We start from the raw sequence: 19289 nt of genomic DNA, 5'->3' as shown, positions 1-19289 counted from the left end.
TGATGCAAACTAGCGTGCAGGTGCAAGAGCGGATGCACGTGCAGAAGCTCTGTGCAACCGCTACCGTTACCCATGATCCGGCAAATCGGCAGCAAAGGGGATCTCGATCGCGGTCCGGTGATCTTTGGCCCGCGAAGTGACAGACTGTGAAACACGGAAACGACCAAGGAGCACCACGTGTCGATCGACCCACCGGGTACCGGCTCCACAGTTCGGCGCATCATGCTCGGCGCGAGTCTGCGCCGGCTGCGTGAAGAGAAGGGACTCACCCGTGAGGCCGCGGGATTTCACATCCGCGCCTCCGAGTCCAAGATCAGCCGGATGGAGCTCGGGCGCGTCGGGTTCAAGACACGTGACGTTGAAGACCTGCTCACCCTCTACGGCGTGCTCGACGACGCCGAGCGGCGTGGCTTGCTGGAGATGGTCCGCGAGGCCAACACACCGGGCTGGTGGCACAAGTACGGCGACGTCCTGCCGGGCTGGTTCACCACCTACGTGGGACTGGAGGAGGCGGCGAGCGTGATCCGCACCTACGAGGTGCAGTTCGTGCCCGGCCTGCTGCAGACCGCGGCCTACGCGAGGACCGTCGTCGAGCTGGGCTACCCGGATGCGCCGACCGGAGAAGTCGAGCGTCGCGTGCACCTGCGCATGCAACGCCAGGAGCGCCTCATCAAGAAGGACGGCCTTCGCCTGTGGGCCGTCATCGACGAGGCGGCATTGAAGCGGCCCATCGGCGGGCCGGTGATCATGCGGGAGCAGCTTCGCCATCTGCAGGAGGTCGCGACCCTTCCCAACATCACCATCCAGGTGATGCCCTTCAGGTTCGGCATGCACGCTGCCGAGGGGGGCGCCTTCAGCATCCTGCGGTTTCCCGAGTCCGACCTGTCGGACGTCGTATACGTCGAGCAGCTCTGGGGTGCCCTCTACCTGGACAAGCGTGAGGACATCGATCCCTACCTCACCGCGATGGAACAGCTGTGCGTGGAAAGCACCACGCCTGGGGGCACTGCCGAGATCCTCGGCGAACTTCTCAGAGAGACATAGATGAACCACACCTACAACGGCATGCCCGCTCGGGACCTGACCGACGTCAGCTGGCGCAAGAGCCGGCACAGTAATTCGACGGGGAACTGTGTCGAGCTCGCGGAACTGCCCGACGGCAGTGTCGCCGTCCGTAACTCCCGCTTCCCGGAGGGACCCGCGCTGATCTACACCCGCGACGAGATGCGGGCGCTGGTCCTCGGGGTGAAAGACGGTGAATTCGACAGTCTGCTCGCGTAACGCCGTTTTAACATCCGGCGCAACCGCTTAACGGGGGTGCGCCGGATGCGTAACGGGGTGGTCTCGCCGGTCCGGCAGATTCGGTTCCACCAGCAGCTTCGGTGTATTGGGGGCCTGACCATGCTCGACCAGATGACCTTGTTCCCGGTGGCGGACGATGTGTTGTTCGCACCCGGGGGCCGTGTCGTGATCCGCACCTACGGCGTCGCCCCGGCGAGCGCGGCCGAGGGCGAACAGCGCGCGGTGTCCTATCGGACCTGGGTCACCGGGGTTCGCGACCAGCCCCGTTACTGGCGTTGGGGTCACTTCGAGGACGCCTGCCACGGGCACCGCAAGGTCCTGGAGTGGCTGACCGGTCGCGGTCCTCAGCCGCAGCCCTTCGCCGCGGTGGCCTGACCCCGCCCCGCGGTGTGGGAGCGCCCGCCGGCTAGCCGACGGGCGCGTTCCAGTGGCAGATCACCGGCTCCGCGTGCTCCCAGCCGAGCGCGCCGTAGGTGCCGGTGTCCAGCCGGAAGAGCCGGCCGTCCTCCGGCGGCAGGCCCAGCCAGCGCGCGGTCAGCACGCGGAGCATGTGCCCGTGCGCCACGACCAGCACCTCGCCCCCCGCCGCGCGGGCGCGCGCGATCACCTTGTCGGCCCGCTCGCCCACCTGTGCCGCCGTCTCGCCCGGGTGGTCGGCGTCGCCGGGGACCACCCCGTCCCGCCACAGGTACCAGCCGGGCCGGGACTGCCGGATGTCCGGAGTGGTGATGCCCTCGTAGCCGCCGTAGTCCCACTCCCACAGGTTCGGCTCGACCTCGTAGTCGCCGGCCCCGGCCAGCTCGGCCGTACGGCGGGCCCGCCGCGCCGGGCTCACCAGCACCAGGGAGAACCGGCGCGCCCCCACCACGGGAGCGAGCGCCCGCGCCTGCTCCTCGCCGCGCGGGGTGAGCGGCACGTCGGTGCGGCCGGTGTGCCGGCCCGTACGGCTCCACTCGGTCTCACCGTGCCGCAGCAGCATCATCTCATCCATATCCCCACATAATGGCGGACCGCCCGCGAGCGATGGTGAGGGTGGTGCCGGTGCGGCCACCGTGCCCACCCTCGCCGATCCGGCGGCATGCGGAGAAGGAAACGGCGCCGAAACGCGTGCCGGATACGGTCCCAGGCTGAAAGCGAAGATTGGGGCGAGAAAATGTCCTTTGGTGAGGAAGCCGCGCGGACTCTCGAATCGGGACTCGGCCGGCGCGGCTTCGTACGGGCCGCCGCCGCGCTGGGCGTCGCCGGGGTGGCCGGCGCCGGGATCGCCGTGCCGGGGCAGGCGTCCGCCGAGACCGGCGCGCCCGCCGTCCTCCAGCCGAAGCAAGGCCGGGTACGCGGCGTCTACGTCACCTCCACCCCGGGCACCGTGCGCTGGGGGCACCTGCCGAACCGTACGGCCAAGCCGGTCAGCACGGTCGCCTCCGGCGGGGTGGTCACCATCGACACGGTCTCCCACGAAGGCATCCTCGAAGACCAGGGACGCGACCCCGTCGGCTACTTCGGCGACCACGGCGTTGACCGCGACGACGTGCTGCGGGACGCGATCGCCATCGCCGCATCCGGGATCGAGCACGACTTCGCCGCCGACGGCCCGCACGTGGTGACCGGCCCCGTCGCGGTGACCGGCGCGAAGCCCGGCGACGTCCTCAAGATCGAGGTACTGGACCTGCGGCGGCGGGTGCCCTACGGCGTGATCTCCAGCCGCCACGGCAAGGGGGCCCTGCCCGGGGAGTACCCCGAGGCGTTCAAGGGCGACCCGCACAGCGAACCGTTCCTCAACCCCGGCGGCAACATGTCCGTCTTCACCAGGGTCTCCCGGGGGCAGGGCGTTCTGCCCGCCGGGCGGAGCGAGGTGCGCTTCCCGCTGAACCCGTTCATGGGCCTGATGGGCGTCGCCGTGGACACCTCCGAACGCGTCCACTCGGTCCCGCCGACCGTGGCCGGCGGCAACCTGGACGTCAACGAACTCGGCGCCGGTTCGATCCTCTACCTCCCCGTCCAGGTGCCCGGCGCGCTGTTCTACGCCGGCGACCCGCACTTCGCCCAGGGTGACGGCGAGGTCGCCCTCACCGCCCTGGAGGCGTCCCTCCGCGGCACCTTCCGCCTCACCGTCGTCAAGAAGGGCGGCCCCGCCCCCGAGGTCGCCTTCTCCTACCCCTTCGGCGAGACCTCCGACTACTGGATCCCCATCGGCCTGTCCGACCCCGACGGCCCGGTCTCCGGCCAGCAGACCTCCCTCGACCTCGCCATGAAGACCGCCGTCCGCAACGCCCTCGACTTCCTCTCCCAGGAACACTCCATGGCCCCCGCCGTCGCCTACGCCTACCTCTCCGCCGCCGTCGACTTCGAGGTCTCCCAGGTCGTCGACCGCACCACCGGCATCCACGCCCTCATCAGAAAAGCCGACTTCCACTAACCCCCACCACCCCTGACACACCCCCACCCCACTCCACAAACCACCGACACCCCCCGATGCCGGTGGTCCCGCTCCGCTGTAGGCCCGCCATGGGCGGTGTTGCGCCCGCCCCCAGGGCCGACACCCCCCTCCCTGTGTCGGTGGTCCCGCTCCGCTGAAGGCTCGCCATGGGCGGTGTTGCGCCCGCCCCCAGGGCCGACACCCCCCTCCCTGTGTCGGTGGTCCCGCTCCGCTGAAGGCTCGCCATAGGCGGTGTTGCGTTGCGGTGAGGGGACCGTTCGGTGGGTTGGGGGAGGGATTGGTAGCGTTTTACCTAAGCGCTGTGTGCAGCGAAGTCCGGTGAGAGGCCGGCGCTGTTCCCGCAACTGTCATGTCCCGGGGTGGTCCCGGGGTGAAGCCAGGTCGCCTGTGCGCGGCGCGACGTCATCAACCCTCGCGGAAAAGGGTGATCCGTCATGCCCACGGGTCTCTCGGTTCCGGCCACCTCGAAAGGATCCCTGTGAGGCCCCTACGTACGGCCTTCGCGGGTGCCCTGCTGGGTGTGCTGGTACTGGCCGGATGCGGCCAGACGACCGGCACGGACAGCGGCGCCACAGCGTCGGTGAACCCCTCCTCCGGCGGGAGCGCCGCCTCCCCGGCGGGCGCCTTCCCCGTCACCGTCCAGGCGGGCAACGGCTCCGTCACCATCCCGGCCCGCCCGCAGCGGATCGTGTCGCTGTCCCCGACGGCGACCGAGAACCTGTTCGCGATCGGCGCGGGACCCCAGGTCGTCGCGGTGGACGACCAGTCGACGTACCCCGAGCAGGCGCCCCGCACCTCACTGTCCGGCTTCAAGCCGAACGTCGAGGCGATCGCCGGCCAGCGGCCCGATCTGGTGGTGCTCTCGGACGACATCGGCGGCGTCGTGGCCGAACTGGGCAAGCTCCGGGTGCCGGTGCTCCTCGAACCGTCGGCGAAGAAGCTGGAGGAGAGCTACGACCAGATCGCCGACCTCGGCGCGGCCACCGGCAACACGGCGAACGCGGCCAAGGTGGCCGGTGACATGAAGCGCAAGCTGGACGAACTCGCCGCCGCCGCGCCCAAGGACAAGAAGCTCACGTACTACCACGAGCTGGACACCACGCCCTACGCGGCGACCTCGGGCACCTTCATCGGCCAGATCTACGCCATGTTCGGCCTGGTGAACATCGCCGACGAGGCTCCCGACGCGGCGGGCGGCTACCCCAAGCTGTCGGCGGAGTTCGTCGCGAAGGCGGACCCGGACCTGATCTTCCTGGCGGATGTCAAGTGCTGCGGCCAGTCCAGGGACACCCTGGCGAAGCGGCCGGGCTGGTCCGGCCTGGCCGCCGTCCGCGACGACCACGTGGTCCAGCTCGACGACGACATCGCCTCGCGCTGGGGGCCGCGCGTCGCCGACTTCGCCCAGACCGTGGCCGCCGCCGTCCAGAAGGCCGCGGCGGCGGAGTGACCTCTCGCAGGCCCCGCCCACCGGAGGCACCGGACGCCGGGGATTTCTCCCGCCCGCCGGAGGCACCGGCGGACGGAGATGTCCTGCGCCCGCCGGACGCACCGGCGGACGTAAACATCCCGCACGGGCCCAGGGCACAGGCGGACGGAGACGCCTCGCGTACGGCGGTGGAACCGCTGGTGGTGGAAGCGCCGGTGGTGGAAGCGCCGGGTGAGGGGCCTGAGGATGGACCGTCCGCGCCGGGCGGGGCGGTGGTGATCTCGCGCCGGGTGGGACGGCGGGCGGCGGTGGCCGTCGTGGCCGTGCTGGTGGTGGCCGGGTGCGGGTTGGCGGGGCTGCTGGTGGGCGCGGCCGGGATCTCGCCGTGGGCGGTGGTGCTCCAGGTGCTGGACTGGCTGCCGTTCGTGCACGTCGGCAGCGGGCTGAGCCCGGTGGAGCAGAGCCTGCTGTGGGAGCTGCGGCTGCCCAGGGTGCTGCTGGCCGGGATCGTCGGCGGGTTGCTGGCCCTGGCCGGGGCGGGCTACCAGGGCGTCTTCCGCAACCCGCTGGCGGACCCTTACCTGCTCGGCGCGGCGGCCGGCGCGGGGCTGGCCGTGACGCTGGTGGTCGTGGTCACCGGCGGGTCGGCGGGCGCCGCGGTACCGGTCGCCGCCTTCGCGGGCGCGGTCGGCGGCGTGCTCCTCGCGTACGCGCTCGGCAGCACAGCCGGGCGCGGCGCGGGCGGCACGGCGACGCTGGTGCTCGCCGGGGTCGCGGTCACGTCCTTCCTCACCGCGATCCAGACCTTCGCCCAGCAGCTCAGGGTGGAGGAACTGCGCCGCGTCTACGCCTGGATCCTCGGCGACGTGAGCGGCGGATGGGACGACGTGCGCCTGGTCCTGCCGTACGCGGTCGTCGCCACCGTCGTGCTGCTGCTGCACGGGCGGATGCTCGACGTGCTGTCGGTGGGCGACGACGAGGCGGTCAGCCTGGGCGTGCGCGCCTCCCGGGTACGGCTGGCCGTACTGCTGGCGGCCTGCCTGGCCACGGCGGCGGCGGTCGCGGTCAGCGGCCTGATCGCGTTCGTCGGCATCGTGGTGCCGCACGTGGTGCGCCGGCTGGCGGGCGGTTCCTACCGGGTGGTGCTGCCGCTGTCGCTGGCCGGCGGCGCCGCCTTCCTGGTGCTCGCCGACATGGTGGCCAGGACCGTGCTGGCCCCGGCGGAGCTGCCGATCGGCGTGGTCACCGCCTTCGTCGGGGCGCCGTTCTTCGTCCTCGTACTCCGGATGACCAGGCGGGTGGAGACGTGAGTTCGGTCGTCGCGAAGGGGCTGTCGGTCGCGCTGGCGGAGCGTGAGGTGCTGTCGGGCGTCGATCTGACGGTGGCCGACGGCGGCTGGCTGGCCGTCGTCGGGCCGAACGGCGCGGGCAAGTCCACTCTGCTGAAGGCGCTGGCGGGGCTGCTCGCCGTACGGGGGGAGGTGCTGTTCGGGGACGTGCCCGCCGGCAGGCTGCGGCCACGCGAGCGGGCCAGGCTCGTCGCCTACGCGCCGCAGGCGCCCGCGCTGCCGCCGGACATGACGGTGTCCGACTACGCCCTGCTGGGCCGCACGCCGTACATCTCCTACCTGGGCCGCGAGAGCCGCGGGGACCGCGAGGTCACCGCGGGCGTGCTGGAGCGTCTCGGCCTCACGGCGCTCGCCGGGCGCAGGCTCGGCCAGCTGTCCGGCGGCGAACGGCAGCGCGTCGTGCTCGCCCGCGCGCTCGCCCAGCAGGCGCCGGTCCTGCTGCTCGACGAGCCGACGACCGCGCTCGACCTCGGCCACCAGCAGCAGGTGCTGGAACTGGTGGACCGGCTGCGGGTCGCCGACGGGCTCACCGTCGTGACGACCCTGCACGACCTGCACCTGGCCGGGCAGTACGCGGACGCGATGACGATCCTCGCCGGCGGGCGCGCGGTGGCCGCCGGCCCGCCCGCCGAGGTGCTCACCGAGGGGCTGATCAGCGCTCATTTCGGGGCCACGGTGAAGGTGGAGGCGGCCCGGGACGGCAGACCGGCGGTCCACCTGCTGCGCCCCGCCCGGTACGGCTGACGCGCCCCGCCCTGCCACGCCGCATATCCAGCCGGAATTAACCCCTGATCAGGCGAAATAACCTCCTATACCGTGATATTTCCGCATAATTGATCAACATTTGCCGGACGAAAGTCCGGTATTTCGGCAGGCGGGCCCCGCGGGCGCCGGAACCCCGGCGGGGCCGGGCCCGCCGCCCCCGGGCCGGACCGGAGAACAATCGTGAAACAAGACCGGGACGCCGCCAAAATCTATTGACTTCTGGGGGCCGGTTGGAAGCATTGTCGTATCCCTTGGAAGGGAGACGTAATGCGGCGTCCCAGTCGGGCCTCGGTGCTTTTGTGCGGCATGCTTGCCGTCCTGCTGGGCGCGACCGCGCCCGCCTACGCCCACGAGCATCCCAGTGGCATCACCGACCTCGTCACCCCCGCGGTGGTCCGGGTGGAGGCCGTGGCGCACGTGGACATCACTCTGCTCGACCACGTGGCCCAGCTCGTCCATGTGGAGCGCTCCTACGAGGTGCCGATCGGCACCGGCACCGGGGTGGTGGTCAACCCCGAGGGGGCGGTCGTCACCGTCACCGGAGTGGTCAGGTCGGACCGGGACGTCGCGATCTACGCCGCCAACAAGATCTTCGCCGAGCACCACAAGGTCTCCATCGAGGACGACTTCGAGCGGCACGAGGTCGACGACCCGCTGCTCAACCGGCACCTCCAGGACTGCTATCCCCCCAAGAAGCCCACCGCCACCTGCATCGTCGACGTGACCCCCGAGATCACGGTGTACCCGAACATCTCCCCGGCGGACGACAAGGGCTTCAAGGCCGAGATCGCCGGCACCGGGGACCGGCCGGAGGCGCCCGCGGTGCTGGTGCCGGCGGCGCGGGCCGACGGTGGCACGGGACTGCCCACGGCGCCCCTGGCCGGTCAGGTGCCCGACAAGGAGGGCTCGCCGGTGGCGGTGGCCGGGTTCACCGGCCGGCCGGCGCCGGGGGTGCGGCACCAGACCGACATCGGCCACCTGGGAGCGGGCGGCGCGGGCGAGGGCGGCCGGCCGTTCAAGGACCCCGAGGGCAAGGTCGACGAGCCGGAGAAGCTCGGCGCGCTGATCGACAAGGGCCTGCTCGGCGCGCCCGTCATCGGTGACCGGGACGGCGCGGTGATCGGCCTGATGGTCGGCGGCGGCGACGACGCCAGGATGATCGGGATCAGGGAGGTCACGGCCGCGCTCGCCCAGGCGAAGACGGCGGCCAAGCGCGGTTCGGTGGACTCGGCCTTCGAGGTGGCGCTGACCCGGTACCACAACAACTTCTTCGGTGACGCCGTGCCCGCCTTCCAGCGGGTCCTGGAGCTCTACCCCGGTCACGTGGTGGCCGCCACGCTGCTCAGGACCGCGCAGGAGAAGCGCGGCGGCCCGGAGGACGCGGCGCTGAAGTCCGCCCAGGCGCCCGCCGGTGAGGAGGAGCCGCCGCTGTGGCCGATCCTCGCGGGGGCCGGGGTGCTGGTGCTGGCCGTGCTGGTGGTCGTGGTGCTGCTGTGGCGCCGCCGCGGAGACGACGACCCGGACTCGGACCCGGACCCGGACGGCGATCCGGGTACGGCGGAGCGGCCCGCCGGGTCCGGGGAGCACGCCCCGGCCCCGCCGCCGGTCGTGGTGGGCGGCTTCGCCCCGCCGGGCGGCCCGGCGCGGAACGACACCCCCGGCCACGCCGACCAGACGGTGGTCGTCGGACGGCCCAGGTCCTTCCCCGCCGCATCCAGGCCGGTGCCCCAGGACCAGCCACTGGTCACCGCCAAACAGAGCCCCGCCAAACAGAGCCCCGCCAAACAGAGCCCCGCCAAACAGAGTCCCGCCCCCCAGAGTCCCGCCCAGCAGGGCCCCGCTCAGCAGAGTCCCGCCAAGGGGCCCTCGCCGGTCTCCGGGGTCGCGCCGCCGGGCGCCGCGCAGGCGCAGGCCGCGGGCGCGGTGCGGGCCGCGGCGCAGGAGCCGGAAGGGCGCGCGGGACAGAAGGCGCCGCAGAAGTACTGCACGGCCTGCGGGATGGGGCTCGGCCCCGTGCACAGGTTCTGCGGCTACTGCGGCCATCCGACCGAGTCGTGACGCCGTGAACGAGCGCTCACTCATCGGCCAGGAAGTCGCCGGCTACCACATCGAGGAGATCATCGGCAAAGGCGGCATGGCCGTCGTCTACCTCGCGCTCGACTCCCGGCTCAACCGCCGGGTCGCCCTGAAGATCCTGCACCCGGTGCTGAGCGCGGACGACCGGTTCCGGCAGCGGTTCGTCCTGGAGTCCCGCACGGTGGCGGGCATCGACCACCCCAACATCATCCCGATCTACGAGGCGAACGCCGACGGCGACGTGCTCTACATCGCGATGCGCTACGTCGACGGCCTGGACCTGCGCCGCTACTTCCTGGACCGCGGCCCGCTGGCGATCAGCCAGGTCAACCGGATCTTCGCCCAGATGGCCGCCGCGCTGGACACCGCGCACGCGCACGACCTGATCCACCGCGACGTCAAACCGGCCAACATCCTCATCGCCGGCGGCCGGGCGGGCGGCGTCGAGGGCGAGCACGTCTACCTGACCGACTTCGGCATCACCAAGCACCGCACCTCCATCTCCGGGCTGACCCAGACCGACCAGTTCATCGGCACGCCCCGGTACATGGCCCCCGAGCAGATCAACAAGGAGCACATCGACGGCCGGTGCGACCAGTACGCGCTGGCCTGCGTCGTCTACGAGGCGCTCGCGGGCCGCCTGCCGTTCCAGCGGGACAACGACATCGCGCTGCTGTGGGCGCACCTGGCGGAGACGCCGACCCCGCTGAGCAGCCTGCGGCCCGAGCTGCCGATCCTGGTGGACGGCGTGATGGCCCGCGCGCTGGCCAAGTCGCCCGACCAGCGCTACCCGAGTTGCGGCGAGTTCGTCGCCGCGCTGCGCGACGCGATCAGCGGGCACGGGCACGGGCACCCGGCCGGGCATCCGGGCGCGGTCCGGCAGGCGGAGCCGGCCCCCGTCCCGATCCGGGAACAGGTCCGGGAACAGGCCCCGGCACAGGTCCCCGCCCAGGCCCCGGCGCCCGCCCCGGAGCCGGAGCGGCGCGACCGGCCGCGGAAACCGGCCGCGAAACCGGCGGGGAAGCGGTCCCGCGGGCGCGGGCGGCTCCTGGTCGCGGCCTCGGCGGCGGTGGCGGTGATCGTCGCGGGCACGCTGGCGGCCGTGCTGGTCCTGCGCGGCGGCGAGCAGGAGTGGGCGCGGTACGACGGGTCGGTGGCGGCCCCGATGCGCTTCGAGTATCCGGCGGACTGGACGGCGCGCACGCACACCGACCTGTTCGCGGTGGCGTCGCCGCCGGACACGGTGCCGGTGTTCGAGATGCTCTTCGTCACGCCGGTCAGCGGCGACTGGGCCGACGCCAACCAGATCATCGCCACCGACCCCGAGGCGGCCACCGGCGTCTACGCGCTCATCCTCGACACCCTCGACGTGAACGCCCCGGTCGGAGACTTGCAGGAGGGGCTCCAGTCGATCCTGCCGGGCACGGTCAGCGTGTCCGGCGCCCCGGTGCCGGTCCGGGTCGGCGCGCGGCCGGCCATCCGGCTCAAGGGCGCGATCGGCGACCCGCAGGACGGCGGGCGCCTGGAGTTCACCGCCTACGCGATCGACCGGCCCGGCGAGGTGGCGCTGCTCGTCTACTTCTGCGCGCCGGCCGGGTGCCAGGACCCCGTGGCGGAGCGGATCGCGGAGAGCGTCGAGCTCGTCACCGGCTGACGGCCCCCGCCGCGGCGCCGACCCGGGGGCGGGTCAGGGCTGCCGCCACCGCTGGTCGTGCTCGTAGGTGCAGCGTTCCTGGACGGCGGGCGCGCCGTACGCGGTGCTCGCGTCCCGCACGGCGAGGCACTTGCCGTTGTGCCCGGCGCGCAGCGCGAAGTCGCCGTCGTCGAGGTCCACCCGCCGCCACTGCTGATGGGCGGCGCCCGAGCAGGGCCACTGCTGCACGGCGGCCTGGTCGGTGAGGCTGGCGCCGCCGACCTCCAGGCACTGGCCGGTGTGCTGCGACACCACCGTCACGTGGGTGCCGTCGCCCGCCGGGACCAGCGCCCAGCTCCGGCCCGGGTCGGCGGCGCAGCGCCGCTGGACCGCGTCGGCGCCCTCCGGCGGAGTGGCCTTCGCCAGGCCCAGGCACTTGCCGCTGTGCCGGGCGACGAGTTGCCGGTAGCCGGCGTCGCCGGGATCGGGGGCGGCCTGGGCCGGCTGCGCGACCAGGCCCGCCGCGAGCAGGGCTCCGAACGGTGCCGCCACGTGCCACGGGGACCGGAATGCGTGCTGCTGGGACATGCTCCTCCTCGGTCGCGCGCCGGGACCCGCTCCCAGGCGCTCACGAACAGTAAGCAGCAGGCGGCGTTCGGTGTAAAGCAGGGGCGCGCGGAGTCGTGGCGCCAGATCTTGAAGCAGCACAGCCCCTTATGTGTATATTTTTCGTAGGTAGATGTACGAATCGGGAGATTTTCCATGACCGTATTCCCTCGAGTGTTGTTCGACGAAGCCCACAGCGAGTCCTGGACGATCCGGGGCGAGGCCGCCACGGCCATGAACCCCGGCCATCCCGGCGACAACGGCTATCTGAAGGCCGCGCAGGCACTGCGCGCGCTGGGGCACACCGTCGTGCCGCACACCGAGGGGCCGCTGTCGCCCGCCGTGCTGGCCGGGCACGACGTCCTGGTGATCGCCCACCCGTCGGGCAAGCGCTGGGAGCGCACCACCGGCCTCGGCACGCCCGTGCTCCCGGCCGAGGAGCTGGACGCGATCGAGGACTGGGTCGAGTCCGGCGGCGGCCTGATCGTGCTGGCCGAGTGCGAGCAGGACAAGTACGGCAACAACCTCGCCGAGCTGCTCGCGCGGTTCGGCGTCGGCGTCGAGCACCTGACCGTGCAGGATCCCGGGCACTGCCACAACGGAGTGGCCGGCTGGGTGCTCGGCGTGCCCGCGGAGACCGGCCTGCTCGCCAGGGCGCGGCAGGCGTGCTTCTACCGGTCCGGGACGCTGACCGTGCCGGCGAACGCGGAGGTGCTGTTCACCACCTCCCCGGGCGCCGACCCGGCGGGCGCCCCGCTGGCGGCGACGGTACGGCACGGCCGCGGCCGGGTCGCGGTCTTCGCCGACTCCGACCTGTTCGGCGACGACTCCATCGGCGACTACGACCACGCCCGGCTCTGGACCGACGTCGTCACCTGGGCGGCCCGCCCGGCCCGGCCGCGGGCCGCGGCCCGCCCGGTGGACGCTGCGGACGCGGGTTTCGCCGCGCTCAAGGCGGCCGTCGAGGAGCTGCGCCCGCTCCAGGTCAAGGACGGCTCGGTCGAGGAGCGGCACAAGGAGCGCGCCGCCGCGCTGGCCGCCGAGATCGCCCGCCACGTGGAACACCTCGCGCCGCACTTCCCGCACGACCGCGACTACCTGGCCGCCGTCGCCGCCGACCTGGACAGGTGGGCCGCCGAAGGGCTCGGCGTGCCGGACTTCCGCGACTCCCTGGACGCCTTCCACCCCGAGGAGCAGCGCACCGACGGCCTGGAACACCTGGTCGTCTTCCCGATGTACACCCAGAACGGCAACCCCGTCCGCAACATCGAGGCGGTCCGGATCCGCACGGTCTGGCCGGACTGGCTGGCCGCCCTGGAACGCGGCAGGTACGACAACCCGATGTTCGTACCGGTCGCCTTCGTGGACTTCACCTCCGGCTACGACACGAACTCGGCGGTGCTCTTCCCCGAGACGGTCGCCGTACGGGAGGCGCCGGCCCGCTTCACCTGGGGCGCGATCTTCTGCGACCGGGAGGCGGCGCGGTTCCGCCGGGTGTCCGCGGCGGCGGCCGAGACGCTCAAACTGGACCTACCGCCGGAGGCGGCCCGGCTGCTGGCCTCCCAGGATCTCGCCCAGGACGCCTTCGCCCTGTGGGACCTGGTGCACGACCGCAGCCACAGCCACGGCGACCTGCCCTTCGACCCCTTCATGATCAAGCAGCGCATGCCGTACTGGCTCTACGCGCTGGAGGAGCTCCGGTGCGACCTGACCGCGTTCGGCGAGGCGGTCCGGCTGGAGGAGGAGGGCGAGCCGCGGGCGCGGTACGCGCAGCTGGCGATCCTGTTCGACCGGCTCTTCCGCTTCCCGGTCACCGGTGAGCGGGTGCGCAACTACGACGGGCTGGGCGGCCAGCTCCTCTTCGCCTACCTGCACCGCAACGACGTCGTACGGTGGACCGACAACCGGCTGACCGTGGACTGGGCGCGGGTCGCCGGCTGCGTGGCCGACCTGCGCGGCGAGGTGGAGAAGCTCTACCGCGACGGCATCGACCGCTCGAAGGTCGCACACTGGCTGGCCGCCTACCAACTTGTGGCGAATTACGTGGAACCGCATCCCGCTTCGGTGTGGAATCGCGGGGTGCAGGCGCTTCCGATGACTCAGGACGAGCAGCAGGGCGGCACCAAGGCGATCGTGGACGCGGTGCTGCCCGACGAGTTCCCCCTGAGCATGTTCTACGAGGCTCTCCGCCGTAGGCTCGGTGGCGTCGTCGAATCTACGAGGGGAATTCGCGGATGAATCGAAAGGTCGTCGTCGTCACCGGAGCCGGAGGCCCCGCCGGGGACGCCGTCGTGCGCCGCCTGGCCGCCGATGGGGACGTCGTCGTGGCGGTGGACGCGAGGCCGCACCGGGAGGACATCCCGGGCGTGCGGCACTTCGTCCTCGACCTGCTCCAGCCGCACGCGGTCGGCGACCTGGCGAGGGAGATCGGCGCCGAGTACGGCCGGGTGGACGGCGTCGTCCACCTGGTCGGCGGCTGGCGCGGCTCCAAGACCTTCTCCGACACCTCGCTGGAGGACTGGGACCTGCTGCACGACCTGCTGATCCGCACCCTCCAGCACGTCTCGCTCGCCTTCGAGCCGCTGCTGGCCAAGAGCGAGCGGGGCCGCTTCGCCATCGTCTCGGCCACCGCCGCCCAGGCGCCGACCCAGGGCAACGCCGCCTACGCCACGGCCAAGGCGGCGGCCGAGGCGTGGACCCTCGCGCTGGCCGACGCGTTCGCGGGCACCGCCACGGCGGCGACGATCCTGGTGGTCAAGGCCCTGGTCCATCCCGCGATGCGGGCAGAGAGGCCGGATGCCGCGTTCGCCGGGTTCACCGATGTGCGTACCCTGGCCGATGCGGTCGCGGGCCTGTGGGACGCCCCGGCCGAAGCGCTCAACGGCACACGATTGGACCTCACCAAGTGACCGACGCACGACGCCGCCACGACCCGGCGGTGAAGGGGTTCGCCAGCGACAACTACGCGGGCGCCCATCAGGAGATCCTGGACGCCATCGCCCTCGCCAACGAGGGCCACCAGGTCGCCTACGGGGAGGACGCCTACACCGAGGCGATGCGCGAGGTCTTCCAGGCCCACCTCGGGCCGGACGCCCAGGCGTACCCCGTCTTCAACGGCACCGCGGCCAACGTGGTGGGCCTGCGCGCGATGTGCGCGCCCTGGGAGGCCGTCATCTGCGCGGAGAGCGCGCACATCAACACCGACGAGGGCGGCGCGCCGGAGGTCACCGGCGGCCTCAAGCTGCTCCCCGTGCCCGCCCCGGACGGCAGGCTCACCCCCGAGTTGATCGACCGGCGCGCGTGGGGCTTCGGCGACGTGCACCGCGCCCAGCCCAAGGTCGTGTCCCTGTCCAACGCCACCGAACTCGGCACGCTCTACCGCCCCGAGCAGGTCAGGGAGGTGTCCGAGCACGCCCACCGCCTCGGCCTGACCGTTCACCTCGACGGCGCCAGGATCGCCAACGCCGCCGCGGCCCTCGGGGTGCCGTTGCGCGCCCTGACCACCGACGCGGGCGTGGACGTGCTGTCCTTCGGCGGCACCAAGAACGGCCTGCTGTACGGCGAGGCCGTGGTCGTGCTCAACCCGGAGGCGGTGCGCGGCGTCGAGTACATCCGCAAGACGGGCATGCAGCTCCCGTCGAAGATGCGGTTCGTGTCCGCGCAGTTCGAGGCGCTGCTCGCCGGCGACCTGTGGCTGCGCAACGCCCGCCGGTCCAACGAGATGGCCGCCCGGCTGGCCGAGGCCGCCGCGGCCGTCCCCGGCGTGCGCATCGCCCGGCCGGTGGAGGCCAACGCCGTCTTCGCGGTGCTGCCGCCCGAGGTGACCGAGCGGCTGCAGAAGCGGTTCCGCTTCTACACCTGGGACGAGTCCACCGGCGAGGTCCGCTGGATGTGCGCGTTCGACACGACCGAGGCCGACGTCGACGCCTTCGCCGCCGCGATCGCGGAGGAGATGGACGGGCGCTGACCCGGGGTGCTGCCCCGGCCGCGCTCCCAGCCGGTGTCCCAGCCGGTGTCTCCGTCGGTGGCCCGGTCGGTGTCTCGGTCGGTGTCTCGGCCGGTGTCTCGGCCGGTGGCCCGGCCGGTGGCCCGTGCCCGGCCGGTGGCCCGGTCTCAGCGGAGGGGGCCCCGGCGGCGGGTGTCGGCGAGGGCCAGGCGGGCGGCGCGGTGGCCGCCCATGCCGTGCACGCCCGCGCCCGGCGGCGTGCTCGCCGAGCAGAGGTAGACGCCGGGCAGCGGGGTGCGCCACGGCCGCGCGGCGTACAACGGTCGCCCGGCGAACTGCGCGAGCGACGCCAGACCGCCGCCGATGTCGCCGCCGACCAGGTTGGCGTTGTGCCGTTCCAGCTCCGCCGGCCCACGCGTGGCACGGGCCAGGATCAGGTCACGGAAACCGGGCGCGAAACGCTCGACCTGTGACTCGATCGCCTCCGTCATGTCCACCGCCGACCCGTTCGGGACGTGGCAGTAGGCCCACACCGTGTGCCTGCCGGCCGGGGCGCGGCTCGGATCGGCCACGCAGGGCTGCGCGAGCAGCACGAACGGCCGGCGCGGATGCCGGCCGCCTGCCACCTCGGCCTCGGCGGCGGCGATCTCCTCCAGGGTGCCACCCAGGTGCACGGTCCCGGCCCCGGCCACCGCGGGATCCCGCCACGGCACCGGCCCGGACAGCGCCCAGTCCACCTTGAACACCCCCGGCCCGTACCGGAACCGCGCCAGCCGCCGCCGGTAACGCGGCGGCAGCCGGTCCCCGGCCATCGCCAGGAACTGCCGCGGCGTGACGTCGAGCAGCACCGCGTCCGCGTCCGGCAACTCGGACAGGTCGCGCACCCGCGTCCCGGTGACCACCTCGCCGCCCAGGTCGCCCAGCCGCTTCACCATCGAGTCGGCCAGCTCCTGCGAGCCGCCGCGCACCACCGGCCAGCCGGCCATGTGCGCGAGCGCCGCCAGCATCAGGCCGAACCCGCCGGAGATCGGGGAACGCAGGTCGAGCATCGAGTGGGCGGCCATGCCGGCGAGGACGGCGCGGGCCGGGGCGGTGCGGAACACGGCGCGGCAGAGCGTCGTGGCGGGCAGCAGGCCGAGCGGGCCGAACCGCGCCGCCGCCAGCGGCGCGCGCGGCAGGTCGAGCGGCGCGAGCAAGGTGTCCACCAGCGGCGTCCCGCCCCTCGCGGTGGCGCCGACCGTCTCCTGCCAGGCCAGCCCGTCGCGCCCCAGCCGCGCCGCCGTACGGCCCGCCTCCCGGTGGACCAGGACGGCGGGGCCGTCGTCGAGCGGGTGCGCCGCGGGGACCGGCGGATGGGCGAACTCGATCCGCAGGCCGTTCTCGCGCAGCGCGCGGAACGCGGGGGAGGCCACCGCGAGCGGCAGCACGCTGGCGCACACGTCATGGCGGTAGCCGGGCAGGGTCAGCTCCTCGGTGCGCAGGCCGCCTCCGGCGCGCTCGGCCGCCTCCAGCACCAGCACCCGCCGCCCGGCCTGCGCCAGCGTCAGGGCCCCGGCCAGCCCGTTCGGTCCGGAGCCGACCACCACAGCGTCGTACCCGTCAGCCTTTCGCATGATTCTTCCGGTTCCCGTCGCGCGCCCCGCCAAAGCCGACTGGCGTCAGATCTTGTGACCGGTCTCCTTCTCGTACGCGGTGAGCTGCTGCTCCAGCGCCTTCATGAGCTCGAAGACCTGGCTGGGAGGGAGCCGGATGCGGCTGACGATGCGGGTCGGGACGCTGACGATGCGCTGGCCCGACTGGGGGTCGTCGGTGAGCTGGGGCGGCCTGGTGATCACCGCGAAGTCCAGAACGAAGCCGTCGCGGGTATGCCACACGGAGGCGAAGTTGGCATACTGCCCGGCTTCGACCTCGGCCGTGATGCTCACCTCGAGATGGCTCTCCGGCTCTTCGTTCAATGTCGCTCCTGTTGTGTTCTCACCCGCGCCGGGTCCCCTTGGAGGGCAGGGGATGGCTCAATGCTGCCCTGAACGCCGCTCGGGCGCGTCGGGCGACACGCCGGGTGTCACTTCAGGATCGACGGATAGGGCTGGGCCCCGCGCTGCCTGAGCATGTCGGTCATCACCGTGATCTCACTGGACTGACCGGTCACGATGTGCCTTGCCATGGTCACCACCTCGTCACGGTCGGACAGCTTGGTCAGGGCGTCGGCCATCTCCACGCCGCCCTCGTGGTGGCGGATCATCAGCTGGAGGAACAGGACCTCGGCGTCCCTGCCCTTCGCGGCCCGCAGCCGGTCCAGCTCCTGGGGGGTCGCCATCCCCGGCATCGCGGCGGGGGTCGCGGCCGTGCCGCCTGCGGGCGCGGCGAGGGCGCCGTGGCCGTGCCCGGCCATCCACGCCATCCGCGGGCGGGAGGACGACTGGTCCAGCCCCCACTGCTGGAGCCAGCCCATGAAGATCCCGCGCTGGGCGGACTGCGTGACGATGATGTCGGAGGCGAGCTGGCGCAGGGCCTTGTCGCGGGAGGCGTCGCGCACGACGAAGGCCATCTCCACCGCCTGGGCGTGGTGGGTCGCCATGTCCCTGGCGAACCCGGCCTCGGCCGAGGCGTCCGTGGGCGTGGCCGTCCTGCCGAGGACCAGCAGGAGCACGGCGGCCGCCGCGAGGCACGCGGCGAGGACGGCGAACAGCAGGGTCGATGGGGAGGGACGTCGGGGGCGTCCGGCGGACATGTTCATCGCCCGCCCAGAGTACTCACTGTCGCGTTCGATCCAGGTAAAGCCCTGGTCGACCGCCGTTATTCTGCGCATACGCCCGGAGGGCATAGGGTGACCCCTGTTTGGGTCGCCGATGGAGGAACGATGGTGAAGGAGAAGGCGCAGGCGAGGCGTGAGCACCTCGCCCAGATGCGCGCCGAGCAGAAGCGCAAGGAGCGCCGGACCGCATTCCTCATGTGGGGCGGAGGCGGGCTCGTCATCGTCGTGATCATCGCGGTGGTCGGTTTCTACCTGATCGGCGAGCGTTCCGCGACCTCGCTCGACGCGGTCACCACGGCGAGCTATCCCGCCGCGCTGCACAAGGAAACCAAGATCACTTACAAGGAGAACCCTCCGGTCGGCGGCGAGCACAACCCCGTCTGGCAGAACTGCGGCGTCTACGACGCCCCGCTCGCCAACGAGCACGCCGTGCACTCCATGGAGCACGGTGCGGTGTGGATCACCTACCGGCCCGACCTGCCCAAGGCGCAGGTGGACCGGCTGAAGGAGCTGGCCTCCGACGACTACATGCTGCTCAGCCCCTACCCCGGCCTGCCCGCGCCGGTGGTGGTCAGCTCCTGGAACCACCAGCTGAAGCTGCAGAGCGCGGAAGACCCGAGGCTGCCCAGGTACATCTCCAAGTACAAGAACGGCCCGGACACCCCCGAGCTGGGCGCGGCCTGCACCCAGGGCACCTCGGCCACCGCCGCGGAGAGCCCCATCCCCGAGGCGGCCCCGTCCCCCGCCCCCACCGGCTCGGCCCCGGCCCCGGCTCCCTCCCCGACGAGCTCCTGACACCCCCGCGGGCGTGACCGCAGGCAGGACGCCCGCGTGAGGTGGACGAACGTTCTCGCGGGCGTGACGTCAAGCGTGACCCGGACCGGCCCGTGCGCCCCCGTTCCACGGGCCGGTTCCACGGGTTGGTTCCATGGGCCGGTTCCACGTGAGGCCCTTCCTGCTCTTCCTGCCCCTCCTGGCATGATCCGTCACGCTCC

18 protein-coding genes are annotated in these 19289 nt (G+C 72.5%); 13 read left to right on the top strand and 5 right to left on the bottom strand.

Going from position 1 to position 19289, the window contains the following annotated elements:
- Positions 1–177 precede the first annotated feature (177 nt).
- The 3 genes from QSK26_RS28335 (at position 178) to QSK26_RS28325 (ending at position 1677) form a co-directional block, all read left to right on the top strand.
- The gene (locus QSK26_RS28335; protein WP_502888755.1) at positions 178–1044 is read left to right on the top strand and encodes a Sco1979 family transcriptional regulator; all 867 of its coding nucleotides are present in this window, start codon (positions 178–180) and stop codon (positions 1042–1044) included.
- Positions 1045–1281, top strand: coding sequence for a DUF397 domain-containing protein (locus QSK26_RS28330; RefSeq protein WP_285778322.1), 237 nt, complete (start codon positions 1045–1047; stop codon positions 1279–1281).
- A gap of 132 nt (positions 1282–1413) precedes the next feature.
- Positions 1414–1677 carry a hypothetical protein gene (locus QSK26_RS28325; protein WP_285778321.1) on the top strand — a complete coding sequence of 88 codons (264 nt, stop codon included), beginning with the start codon at positions 1414–1416 and terminating at the stop codon, positions 1675–1677.
- A gap of 31 nt (positions 1678–1708) precedes the next feature.
- On the opposite strand, the gene QSK26_RS28320 is transcribed toward QSK26_RS28325, so the two are convergent.
- A complete protein-coding gene (locus QSK26_RS28320) occupies positions 1709–2293 on the bottom strand; it encodes a histidine phosphatase family protein (RefSeq protein ID WP_285778320.1) in 585 nt (194 codons plus the stop codon).
- Positions 2294–2455: 162 nt separating this feature from the next.
- Between QSK26_RS28320 and QSK26_RS28315 the strand changes: the two genes are divergently transcribed.
- From QSK26_RS28315 to QSK26_RS28290, 6 genes are all read left to right on the top strand, one after another.
- The gene (locus QSK26_RS28315; RefSeq protein ID WP_285778319.1) at positions 2456–3718 is read left to right on the top strand and encodes an acetamidase/formamidase family protein; all 1263 of its coding nucleotides are present in this window, start codon (positions 2456–2458) and stop codon (positions 3716–3718) included.
- 499 nt (positions 3719–4217) lie between these two features.
- A complete protein-coding gene (locus tag QSK26_RS28310; protein ID WP_285778318.1) occupies positions 4218–5186 on the top strand; it encodes an ABC transporter substrate-binding protein in 969 nt (322 codons plus the stop codon).
- 287 nt (positions 5187–5473) lie between these two features.
- On the top strand, positions 5474–6475 hold the full coding sequence (locus tag QSK26_RS28305; RefSeq protein WP_502888757.1) for a FecCD family ABC transporter permease: 1002 nt from the start codon (positions 5474–5476) through the stop codon (positions 6473–6475).
- Positions 6472–7257: an ABC transporter ATP-binding protein gene (locus tag QSK26_RS28300; RefSeq protein ID WP_285778317.1), complete on the top strand. Its 786-nt coding sequence runs from the start codon at positions 6472–6474 to the stop codon at positions 7255–7257. Before QSK26_RS28305 ends, QSK26_RS28300 begins: the two co-directional genes overlap by 4 nt.
- Before the next feature lie 288 nt (positions 7258–7545).
- Positions 7546–9336: a zinc ribbon domain-containing protein gene (locus tag QSK26_RS28295; RefSeq protein WP_285778316.1), complete on the top strand. Its 1791-nt coding sequence runs from the start codon at positions 7546–7548 to the stop codon at positions 9334–9336.
- A 4-nt stretch (positions 9337–9340) separates the two neighbouring features.
- Positions 9341–11008 carry a serine/threonine-protein kinase gene (locus QSK26_RS28290; protein ID WP_285778315.1) on the top strand — a complete coding sequence of 556 codons (1668 nt, stop codon included), beginning with the start codon at positions 9341–9343 and terminating at the stop codon, positions 11006–11008.
- 33 nt (positions 11009–11041) lie between these two features.
- On the opposite strand, the gene QSK26_RS28285 is transcribed toward QSK26_RS28290, so the two are convergent.
- Entirely contained in the window at positions 11042–11575 is a 534-nt protein-coding gene (locus tag QSK26_RS28285; RefSeq protein ID WP_285778314.1) for an RICIN domain-containing protein, read from the bottom strand.
- A gap of 174 nt (positions 11576–11749) precedes the next feature.
- Between QSK26_RS28285 and QSK26_RS28280 the strand changes: the two genes are divergently transcribed.
- The 3 genes from QSK26_RS28280 to QSK26_RS28270 are packed head-to-tail and all read left to right on the top strand — an operon-like array spanning position 11750 to position 15560.
- On the top strand, positions 11750–13831 hold the full coding sequence (locus QSK26_RS28280; RefSeq protein ID WP_285778313.1) for a DUF6421 family protein: 2082 nt from the start codon (positions 11750–11752) through the stop codon (positions 13829–13831).
- Entirely contained in the window at positions 13828–14502 is a 675-nt protein-coding gene (locus QSK26_RS28275; RefSeq protein WP_285778312.1) for an SDR family NAD(P)-dependent oxidoreductase, read from the top strand. Before QSK26_RS28280 ends, QSK26_RS28275 begins: the two co-directional genes overlap by 4 nt.
- Positions 14499–15560: a threonine aldolase family protein gene (locus tag QSK26_RS28270; RefSeq protein WP_285778311.1), complete on the top strand. Its 1062-nt coding sequence runs from the start codon at positions 14499–14501 to the stop codon at positions 15558–15560. The genes QSK26_RS28275 and QSK26_RS28270 overlap by 4 nt, the downstream gene beginning before the upstream one ends.
- A 146-nt stretch (positions 15561–15706) precedes the next feature.
- Here QSK26_RS28270 and QSK26_RS28265 read toward each other — a convergent pair whose 3' ends face one another.
- From QSK26_RS28265 to QSK26_RS28255, 3 genes are all read right to left on the bottom strand, one after another.
- Positions 15707–17152: a phytoene desaturase family protein gene (locus tag QSK26_RS28265; RefSeq protein WP_285778310.1), complete on the bottom strand. Its 1446-nt coding sequence runs from the start codon at positions 17150–17152 to the stop codon at positions 15707–15709.
- 45 nt (positions 17153–17197) lie between these two features.
- The gene (locus QSK26_RS28260) at positions 17198–17494 is read right to left on the bottom strand and encodes a DUF3467 domain-containing protein (RefSeq protein WP_285778309.1); all 297 of its coding nucleotides are present in this window, start codon (positions 17492–17494) and stop codon (positions 17198–17200) included.
- A gap of 107 nt (positions 17495–17601) precedes the next feature.
- The gene (locus QSK26_RS28255; protein WP_285778308.1) at positions 17602–18348 is read right to left on the bottom strand and encodes a DUF305 domain-containing protein; all 747 of its coding nucleotides are present in this window, start codon (positions 18346–18348) and stop codon (positions 17602–17604) included.
- Positions 18349–18399: 51 nt separating this feature from the next.
- On the opposite strand from QSK26_RS28255, the gene QSK26_RS28250 reads away from it, so the two are divergent.
- The gene (locus tag QSK26_RS28250) at positions 18400–19089 is read left to right on the top strand and encodes a thioredoxin-like domain-containing protein (RefSeq protein WP_285778307.1); all 690 of its coding nucleotides are present in this window, start codon (positions 18400–18402) and stop codon (positions 19087–19089) included.
- Positions 19090–19289 lie beyond the last annotated feature (200 nt).

This window comes from Microtetraspora sp. NBRC 13810 (genome assembly GCF_030268685.1).
Lineage (GTDB): Bacteria > Actinomycetota > Actinomycetes > Streptosporangiales > Streptosporangiaceae > BSRQ01.
This window is presented reverse-complemented; position numbering and strand designations above follow the sequence as displayed.

Coding starts and splice junctions, on each gene's coding strand:
- QSK26_RS28330 (WP_285778322.1), top strand. CDS start 1,045: ATGAACCACACCTACAACGGCATGCCCGCTCGGGACCTGACCGACGTC.
- QSK26_RS28325 (WP_285778321.1), top strand. CDS start 1,414: ATGACCTTGTTCCCGGTGGCGGACGATGTGTTGTTCGCACCCGGGGGC.
- QSK26_RS28320 (WP_285778320.1), bottom strand. CDS start 2,293: ATGGATGAGATGATGCTGCTGCGGCACGGTGAGACCGAGTGGAGCCGT.
- QSK26_RS28315 (WP_285778319.1), top strand. CDS start 2,456: ATGTCCTTTGGTGAGGAAGCCGCGCGGACTCTCGAATCGGGACTCGGC.
- QSK26_RS28295 (WP_285778316.1), top strand. CDS start 7,546: ATGCGGCGTCCCAGTCGGGCCTCGGTGCTTTTGTGCGGCATGCTTGCC.
- QSK26_RS28285 (WP_285778314.1), bottom strand. CDS start 11,575: ATGTCCCAGCAGCACGCATTCCGGTCCCCGTGGCACGTGGCGGCACCG.
- QSK26_RS28280 (WP_285778313.1), top strand. CDS start 11,750: ATGACCGTATTCCCTCGAGTGTTGTTCGACGAAGCCCACAGCGAGTCC.
- QSK26_RS28275 (WP_285778312.1), top strand. CDS start 13,828: ATGAATCGAAAGGTCGTCGTCGTCACCGGAGCCGGAGGCCCCGCCGGG.
- QSK26_RS28265 (WP_285778310.1), bottom strand. CDS start 17,152: ATGCGAAAGGCTGACGGGTACGACGCTGTGGTGGTCGGCTCCGGACCG.
- QSK26_RS28255 (WP_285778308.1), bottom strand. CDS start 18,348: ATGCGCAGAATAACGGCGGTCGACCAGGGCTTTACCTGGATCGAACGC.
- QSK26_RS28250 (WP_285778307.1), top strand. CDS start 18,400: ATGGTGAAGGAGAAGGCGCAGGCGAGGCGTGAGCACCTCGCCCAGATG.